The sequence below is a fragment of the Mycobacterium asiaticum genome (assembly GCF_001668675.1).
GTDB lineage: Bacteria > Actinomycetota > Actinomycetes > Mycobacteriales > Mycobacteriaceae > Mycobacterium > Mycobacterium asiaticum_D.
Map to the genome: position 1 here is coordinate 1 of NZ_LZKQ01000242.1, position 8535 is coordinate 8535.

Consider the following 8535-nt stretch of genomic DNA (forward strand, 5'->3'; position numbering starts at 1 on the left):
AGTGACCTTTGCCCGGCTTGCAGCGACAAACCATCGACAGTTGCTGCGGCTAAACAACTTTCAGCGACATTGTCGCTCCAAGCCGGGCAACGACGCACATAGTCCCCTGGGCTCCCCTGGGCTCCCCTGGGCTCCCCTGGGCTCCCCTGGGCTCCCCTGGGCTCCCACGGACGCACCTGGGCTCCCAGGGACACCCCGGAGCTCCCCCCGCCCATCACGCACCAGCCCAGTTCCCCAGGAACGCCTCAACCACCCGCGCGGCGTTCTCCACGGCGATTTGCTTGTAAAAAAAGAACTGAAACGGAAAACCCGGTAATCCCAGCGGATCTCCGGGCCCGTCCGACATGCCCCGGATGCCGAGGAACGGCACCCCGTGTGCCACCGCAACCGCCAGAGCGGCGCCGGTCTCCTGATCGACAGCGTCGAAGGCCGGGTTCTCCGCCGTCTGAATGTTCAGGTTGCTGAGTAACCCCTTGGCCAGCCACGGACCAATCGCCTGAAAAAAGTTTCCGGTATACAGCAGCGATCGGCCGGGTGCGCTGCACGGTTGGCACCCGAACACATCTCCGCTGTTGGGCACACACGGAAATGCCTGGCCGTTATTGGAATCATGGCTGTACCCGTCACCGCCAACGAACAACTGCGGTTGGCGTCTGAGATCGATCAGCTTGACCGTCGGCACGTGACGGCACAAGCACATCGGGTTCCCGAGATTGTTGACGCCACTGAGGTTGACAGCGAGCGTTTGCGCCGCGGCCAGCATGCCGGGATCGACTTCCGCGAAGGTCGCGCCGTTGTCGACGGTCCACCTGGCCGGCACGGCGACATCGCCGATGCTGGTACGGCCGGCGCCTCCGGCCACGCCCGAAAAGACCACTCCCCCAATGGCAATGTCGGACGAAGCACACGTAAAGCGATTCAACGCGGCCTCGGTGACGCGTGTCGCGTTCACCATGCCGATACCCGTCATCGCGACGACCACCTTCTTACCGGCGATCGAGCCGCGGTAATAATACTGGTTGTCGTACACCCCAACGGGATTCGCATCAAGCATGGTGTGCGCCAGCACGGCGTCGGCTTCGGCGGGAAACGCGGTCAGCACCAGGGTCCGCTGTTCGCATGCGGCCGGCATCACGCTCGCGACGCCTCCGGGGTCCGCCACGGCCAAGCCGCCGCCCAGGCACGAAGCGGCCACCACGACGAGTGCAGCACGGAACCGTTTGAGCACGATCCCTCTATCCCTGCACCGGTATCACCATTCATGAGTCTCAGAATTCGTTTTTCTTCCGTGGCTGAAGTCGGCCGCAACTTGCCTGCGCATGATTTTCGCGCGACACCGTGGTGGCTTGGAGATTCGTTATCGTTATTTTTGCTTTGCGATTTCATGTCGTGATCCGTTTGCGGCTCGGGATACTATGCTCAGCCGGGCTGACAAGGGAGGGACTGTATATGGCGAAGCGGCAACGGCGACACCAAGCAATTCGCCGGAAAAGTCTGGCGCTCCTTGGAATCCTGCTCACCACCGCCGCCTGCACATCGACGCCGAAGCAACCCGGTGGCACCGCAAGTCCCCCCGCGAACCCGCTCGCCGGGATCACGGTCCCGGACGCGTTCACCCCGTTGACCGTAAACCCGATCAGCCGGGCGACCTTTCCCTTCCCGGGCACCGACGACAAGTACCATCTGGCCTTCGACGTGCAGGTCACCAACTCGACCGCCGCACCCGCCACCCTCACCGGTGTGGACGTCGTCGACGCCCGGGACCCCAACAAGGTGCTGGCCACGTTCACCGGGCCGGCACTGGTCGATCCCGCCTGCAACTACGGCAACTGCAACCGGCTGCGACTGGTACCGGCCGCGCCCGCACCCGATGTCACCATCCCGCCGCAATCAGCGCGCTCACTGCTCATCGATTTCCGGTTGGACAACCTGTCGGATTTTCCCAAAGCCGTGATGCTTCGACTGCACGGTACCGGCGTCACCAATCCGGGCGCATCCAGCCAGCCCAGCCCCATCGACACCCTGGGCGCGCCACTCGACATCTCGGCCGGCATGCCGCGGCTCATCGCTTCCCCGTTGCGGGGCAACAACTGGGTCGCCTTCAACGGATGCTGCGATCCGGGCTGGGCACACCGCGACGCCATCCTGCCGGTGAACATGAAACTCAACAACAGTCAGCGCTTCGCCATCGACTGGATGCGGATGAACGACCAGGGCAAGTTCTACGACGGTGACCGGACCAAGAACGAGAGCTTCGTCAGCTACGGAACGCCGGTGTACGCGGTCGCCGACGGCACCGTCGTCTCCACGCTCGACAACGTCGAGGCCAACGTGCCGGGCATCCTGCCCGCATCCGAGCCGGCTCTGGCCGCCAAGCTGACCGTGGAAAACGTTGACGGAAACCACATCATCATGGACATCGGCGACGGTGTGTACGCCATGTACGCCCACTTCATCCAGGGTTCACTGCTGGTCAAGCCCGGCGACAGGGTCAAGAAGGGCCAACAGATCGCCAAATTGGGCAACACCGGCAACTCCAACGCCCCGCACCTGCATTTTCAGTTGATGAGCGGCCCGTCGCTGCTGGAGGCCGACGGCCTGCCCTACGTGATGGAAGGTTTCAGTTATCAAGGACAGGTCAATGCGAAACAGGTGTGGAACGCCGACAACTACCTCAGCGGGTCATTTTTCGGACCCGAGGTGCTGGCCACTCCTCAACTCAAGGGAAACCAGTTGCCCTTGCTGCTGGCCCTCGTGACGTTCCCGTGACCTTCCCGCTCACCTAGCCCAGAAAGGCCAACACCATGGACGTTTTTGTGGAATGGAACAGCGGCGGAACGGAATTGCAGTGGCGATCCACCACTGAGGCCAATGAAAGGCAAGAGGTCACGGTTTTCCTTCGGCGCTACGGAACACCCGGTGCACCCCCGCTCGTCTGCGTGCACGGCTTCCCCACCTCCAGCATCGACTACTACCCGCTGGCCCGCGAACTCAGCGAGGAGTTCGAGATCTTCGCCCTGGACTTCCCCGGCTACGGCGTGTCCGACAAACCGCCCCAGCCCTACGTCTATTCGCTCTACGATGACGCGCGCCTGCTCGTCCATGCCATCACCGAGGTGTGGAACCTGACCGACTTCCGCATGATCACCCACGATCGCGGCAGCAGCGTCGGCATGATCGCGCTGGGTCTGCTGGCGGAGAAGTCGGCGCTGCCGATCGACCTCATCATCACCAACGCCAACATCTACCTGCCGCTGTCCAACCTGACCGCATTCCAGACCGCGCTGCTCGACAGCGCGACCGGCCGGGCCACGGCCGCGGAGACCACACCCGAAATGTTGGCCGCCGGTCTGGGGTACACCACCTTCATGCCGCGCCGCACTCTCGAGCATCCCGAAATCGCCGCGCTGGCCAAGTGTTTCACCTACAACGACGGAATGCGCGTGCTGCCCGACACCATCCAGTATCTGCACGAGCGCGCCGCCGACGAAAAGCGTTGGCTGGAGGCACTAGCCAAACTGCACGTCAACGTCAGCCTGGTCTGGGGCGTGCACGACACCGTCGCACCACTGCGGGTGGCGAATCACGTCTGGCAGAAGTATCTGCGGAACATGCCCGGCCGAAGCCGCTACTGGGTCATGCCGACCGCCGACCACTACCTGCAGTGCGATGCCCCCGGAGAACTGGCCCAGGTGCTGCGGCTCACCGCGCAGGCCGAAAGCATTGCGCTGCAACTGCAGACCCTCGGTAACCGACCCGAGGGCGCGGTGTTGGTCGACCAGCTCGGATAGCCCGGCCTGGCTGCTCAGTACTTCATCCGGTGATGACGGGTAGCTTGGCCCATCCCCGCACGCTGCTGGTGTGCGCCTTGCTGGCGTTGGCGTAGTCGACTTCCCACTCCGGCCAGCGCTTCAGGACCTCTTCCAGCGCCACCCGCGCCTGCATGCGCGCCAGCGCCGAACCCAAACAGAAGTGCAGGCCATGCCCGAAGCTGAGATGACCACCGCCCCGATGGATGTCGAACCGCTCACCGTCGACGAACTTGCGCTCGTCACGGTTTGCGGATCCGTTGAGCAGCAACATGATCGACCTCTCGGGGATCACGGTGCCATGGCTTTCCACGTCATGGGCCACATACCGGGCCTGCACCGGCGACGGCGCCTCGTACCGCAACACCTCCTCAATCGCCATCGGGATCAGCGCAGGATTCGCAACGAGCTCGCGGCGCTGGTCCGGATGCTCGGCGAGCAGCTGACCGATGAAACCGATCAGGCGGGTGGTCGTCTCGTTACCGGCGCCGGCGATCATGCTGGTGTACATCAGCACCTCGGTCCGCTCCAACCGCCGGGTGACACCGTTCTCCTCGACCTCGGCGTTGAGCAGTTGCGTCATCAGATCGTCGGACGGGTGGTCCATGCGCCAGTCGATGTACTCGGCAAAGACCTCGTAGCTCTTCTCGAACAGATCCTCGTCGACCGCCCGGAAAGTCCCCTCGCGAAGGTTGATTGCCTTTCCGCCGCGGTCCCTAATGTTGGCCTGGCTGTCTTCGGGGATGCCCAGCAGATAACCGATGGTGCGCATCGGGATCATCGCGCCGAGGTTTTCGATGAAGTCGAAACGCCCCGAGCCCACCAGCGGGTCGAGCGCACGAACGCAGAAGTCCCGGGTGAGCGGTTCGATCGCCTCCATCCGCCGCGGCGTGAAAACCCTTGACAGCAAACGTCGGTGCAGATCATGCAACGGTGGATCCTCGAACAAGATCACCCCGGGTGGCACCTTGACCCCGCTCATGATGATGTCCATGGTGGTGCCGCGGCCGGAGCGGTAGGTCTCCCAGTTGGTCAGCTCAGGGGCGACGTCCTCGTACCGGCTCAGCGCATAGAAGTTGTACTTGGGGTTGTAATACAGCGGAGTCTCATCGCGCATCCGCTTCCAGATCGGGTACGGATCGTCATCGATGTCGAAATCAAAGGGGTCGTAATAAATCTCGGTAGATGTCATGCACTCTCCGCGGCTACCGGGCGGGCGGCCTCGGGCAGGACGACCTCACCCACCCTCTTCAGATATGGCCACGCCACTTCGGGCGGCACACCGCCGCATAACGGCGACAGGGTCAACACCTTTCCGGCGCGAACCCAGGAAATCGCCTGCTCCACCGTGATGATCACGTGCGATTTTCCGGTTTCGCGCAGCTCGTCGATGGTCGAGACATGCGAAAAGCCCGCCGAGGTCTCGTTACCGGGATTCCAGGCGGCGTAGGTACGAACGTCGTGCAGCAGGTACTCGCCGAGCTCCGACCAGGCCCGGTCAACGTCATCGGCGACGAAAGTCACCGAGGGCGTGTTTCGGTCGGGGAAGAACGCCGGCCCCGGCTCGTGGCCGTGCTTGCGGCACGCCGACTCGTAGGCCTCGCGCATGCCCTCGACATGTCCGTTCGCCAGCATGCCCAGCCCGTAGCGGCCCGCCCGCCGGGCGGCCGCCACGCTCCCGCCGCCCCACATCATCCCGGGGCCGCCCGGGGTGAGCGGTTGCGGCGTCACCTTGATTCGCCGCCCGTCCTGCACCACGGTCTCCCCGGCAAGCAACCGGCGCAGCATCCCCAGCTTTTCGTCCGCCAATCGGCCGCGGTCGCCCAGGCCCAGCCCGAACATCTCGTATTCCTCGGGCCGATATCCCAGCGCCATGATGTAGGACGCCCGGCCGCGGCTGACGATGTCGAGCACGGCGATGTCCTCGGCCAGCCGGACCGCGTCGTAGAACGGCAAGATCAGGATCAGCGTCAGCGCCAGCCGCTCGGTGCGCGATGCGATCGCCGATGCGACTAACAGCGGCGAGGGCAGGTAACCGTCGTCGGATCCATGGTGTTCACACAGCACCGCGGCCAGGCAGCCATGGGTTTCACCCCACGCGCACATGTCCGGCACTGCGGCATACAGCTCCGCCGGGTCACCGCCAAAGGCCGGGGCCCGCATGTCGAACCGCAGCGTGTACAAGGCCACTCCTAGCAGACCTAATATTTGTCTCACGTACGCTACGTGGGACCCGCAACAGAGGTCAACCGCGGGTTTGTAACTTACATCTGGTCCGGATACTGTAACGTCGGTGCACGAACCACCAGGGAAAAAGGGGATGAGATGACAACGGCGTCAGACTTGTTGGGTTACCAGGGAAAGCGTGTTCTGGTGGTCGGCGGCGCGACCGGTATGGGTGCCGCGGCGGCGCAGCTCGCGAAGTCTCTCGGTGCTCATGTCACGGTCATGGACTATGCGGCGGTGGACTTCGAGGTCGACCGGGCGATCTCGCTGGACCTCAGCGATCAGGATTCGATCGACCGCGCGGTCGACGAACTCGACGGGCAGGTTGACAAACTGTTCTCCGCCGCCGGTGTGGCGGACGGACCAAAGTTGATGCGGGTCAACTTCATCGGGCACCGGCACTTGATCGAGCGGCTGTTCGCCAAGGACCTGCTGCAGCGCGGTGCTGCCATCTGCTTCATCTCGTCGGTGGCCGGCATGGGCTGGGAGAACGACCTGGAACTCGTGCAGGACTTCCTGGCCACGCCGGACTACAAGTCGGCACACGACTGGTGCCAGGAGCGCGAGGCGCAGGGCATCATCCACTACGGGTTCAGCAAGAAGGCGATCAACGGCTACGTCGCCTGGCAGGGATATCCCTTCCAGAAGAAGGGCGTGCGCATCAACGCCGTCTGCCCAGGCCCGACCGACACGCCGCTGGCCCGGGCCAACGCTGACCTGTGGCTGACCTTCGCCCAGGATTACCGCGACGACACCGGCAGCCAAACCCTGACGCCCGAGGACATTGGCAAGGCGATGATCATGCTGAACAGTGACGCCGCGGCATCGGTCAACGGCATCACCCTCAACGTCGACCAGGGTCACGCCATGGCGTCGATCACCGGGTCCTACGCCCCGGGCAAGCCGATCATGGACCTGATCACCGGCCGAGTCCAGCTCGCCTAAGGGCGCGAGCCGCGGGGCCCACGCGCGCCCCCACTACTCAAAAGCGAAGCGCGGCAAGGTCGTCGGCAAATCCAACGAACTCAGCAATCCCGCCGGCGCCTCGACAACATACGGGATCGCATTCACCACCCGCATGGCGGTGGCGGCCATCGCCGCGCGTCCGGCGCCGTGCCCCTCCGCCGCACCCAACGTCAGCACGCAGTGAATGTCCGGGTCACCCTCGATGTCGACCCGGTAAGTCGCGTCGCAGTCGGACGTGGGCCAGTCCGGTGCGACGTCGCGCGCCATCCGGATCACGTGCTCGACCACGATCGCTTCGCGGCCGTTGACCACCCCGGCCGCCCGAGTTCGTACCGCCCCGCAGGTGCCGGCGGGAATCGTGCCGAAAGCCACTTCGATGTCGCGGTCGGTCAACTCACGATCCAGCGTGCCCCGCACCTCCTCGATCTCCACGCCCAACCCGCTGGCGATCAGGCAAAGCGATGCCTTCCAGGCCATTTCAATGAACCCAGGCGTCTTGAGCATCGGCTCGAAATCCAGCGGGCGACCGAACCCCATGCCGTCCATCATCACGTCGGCCACCGGATAGTGGTCGTTGAGGGCCACCTCGCTGACGGTGATCGTGCGGATGCTTTTCGACTGCGTGGTCATCAGCAGCGCCATCTCGTCAGAGGCGAAACCGGGAAAAATGCCCGACACGTACAACGACGCCCCACCGTCCCGCGCCGCCGCTTCGAGTTGATCAAGCCAGTCCGGGGCGAAATAGGACGGCGGGTACACCAGGCTCGTCGAGGACGTCGAAACGACGTTGATCCCGGCCGAGAGCAGGCGCACATAATCGGGCACGGCGGCGCCGTCGCGGTCGGGGCCGCTGGCGGCATACACCACACAATCCGGTTTCAAGGCAATCAGCGCGTCCGCGTCGCCGGTGGCCGCCAACCCCAAAGGCGCACCGCCGGCCAACTCGCCCGCGTCCCGCCCCACCTTGTCCGTCGAATGTACCCAAACCCCAACGAGTTCCAGGTCCGGGCGGCGCCGCATAGCGTCGATCGCAATCGATCCGACTCCCCCGGTCGACCACACCACGACCCGCATAACCGTCTCCTCACGTCCGCTCTAACCTAACGTTTGTTCGAGACGCTCGGCCAGCCCGGCACAGAACATCCTGCAACCCTTGACCCGTCATCGCGCCGACTGTTAGCTTGCGGATCAAATATTCGGTATCACAGTTCAGCAAGGGGGCCCGGATGGCCAACCCGGCAAGTCACCGCGTAGTGGTTTGGGCGACGGGAGGCATCGGGTCGATAGCCATTCGCGCGATCCAACGGCGCCCAAACCTGGATCTTGTTGGGGTTTGGGTGCATTCCGCGGACAAGGACGGCCGGGACGCCGGCGAACTGGCCGGTGGCGATCCGATCGGCGTTGCCGCCACCACCGACGCCGATGCCCTCATCGCGCTGAAACCCGACTGCATCATCTATGCCGCCAGCGGGCCCGAGCGCGACGCCCTGGCGATCCCGGACTACGTGAAGTTGCTGGAAGCCGGCATCAACGT

The 8535-nt window shown here is 64.3% G+C and carries 7 protein-coding genes and 1 pseudogene; 4 read left to right on the plus strand and 4 right to left on the minus strand.

All coding sequences use genetic code 11. From position 1 onward, the window contains the following. Nucleotides 1–214: 214 nt before the first annotated feature. The gene (locus A9X01_RS21055) at nucleotides 215–1228 is read right to left on the minus strand and encodes a phosphorylase family protein (protein WP_155772201.1); all 1014 of its coding nucleotides are present in this window, start codon (nucleotides 1226–1228) and stop codon (nucleotides 215–217) included. Between the two features lie 221 nt (nucleotides 1229–1449). On the opposite strand from A9X01_RS21055, the gene A9X01_RS21060 reads away from it, so the two are divergent. Together A9X01_RS21060 and A9X01_RS21065 are read left to right on the plus strand one after the other, a co-directional pair. Then, the gene (locus A9X01_RS21060; RefSeq protein ID WP_065122610.1) at nucleotides 1450–2769 is read left to right on the plus strand and encodes a M23 family metallopeptidase; all 1320 of its coding nucleotides are present in this window, start codon (nucleotides 1450–1452) and stop codon (nucleotides 2767–2769) included. Nucleotides 2770–2804: 35 nt separating this feature from the next. Continuing rightward, the gene (locus A9X01_RS21065; protein WP_065122611.1) at nucleotides 2805–3791 is read left to right on the plus strand and encodes an alpha/beta fold hydrolase; all 987 of its coding nucleotides are present in this window, start codon (nucleotides 2805–2807) and stop codon (nucleotides 3789–3791) included. A gap of 22 nt (nucleotides 3792–3813) precedes the next feature. Here A9X01_RS21065 and A9X01_RS21070 read toward each other — a convergent pair whose 3' ends face one another. Then, on the minus strand, nucleotides 3814–5001 hold the full coding sequence (locus tag A9X01_RS21070; RefSeq protein WP_065122612.1) for a cytochrome P450: 1188 nt from the start codon (nucleotides 4999–5001) through the stop codon (nucleotides 3814–3816). Further along, nucleotides 4998–5993: an LLM class flavin-dependent oxidoreductase gene (locus A9X01_RS21075; protein ID WP_065122616.1), complete on the minus strand. Its 996-nt coding sequence runs from the start codon at nucleotides 5991–5993 to the stop codon at nucleotides 4998–5000. The genes A9X01_RS21070 and A9X01_RS21075 overlap by 4 nt, the downstream gene beginning before the upstream one ends. Nucleotides 5994–6077: 84 nt before the next feature. Between A9X01_RS21075 and A9X01_RS21080 the strand changes: the two genes are divergently transcribed. Further along, complete coding sequence (locus A9X01_RS21080; RefSeq protein WP_366663721.1) at nucleotides 6078–6980, plus strand: SDR family oxidoreductase; 903 nt, start codon at nucleotides 6078–6080, stop codon at nucleotides 6978–6980. Between the two features lie 33 nt (nucleotides 6981–7013). On the opposite strand, the gene A9X01_RS21085 is transcribed toward A9X01_RS21080, so the two are convergent. Further along, entirely contained in the window at nucleotides 7014–8075 is a 1062-nt protein-coding gene (locus tag A9X01_RS21085; RefSeq protein WP_065122614.1) for an NAD(P)H-dependent amine dehydrogenase family protein, read from the minus strand. Nucleotides 8076–8227: 152 nt separating this feature from the next. Between A9X01_RS21085 and A9X01_RS29410 the strand changes: the two are divergent. Next, nucleotides 8228–8535: pseudogene (locus A9X01_RS29410) on the plus strand (dihydrodipicolinate reductase); the annotation flags it as partial.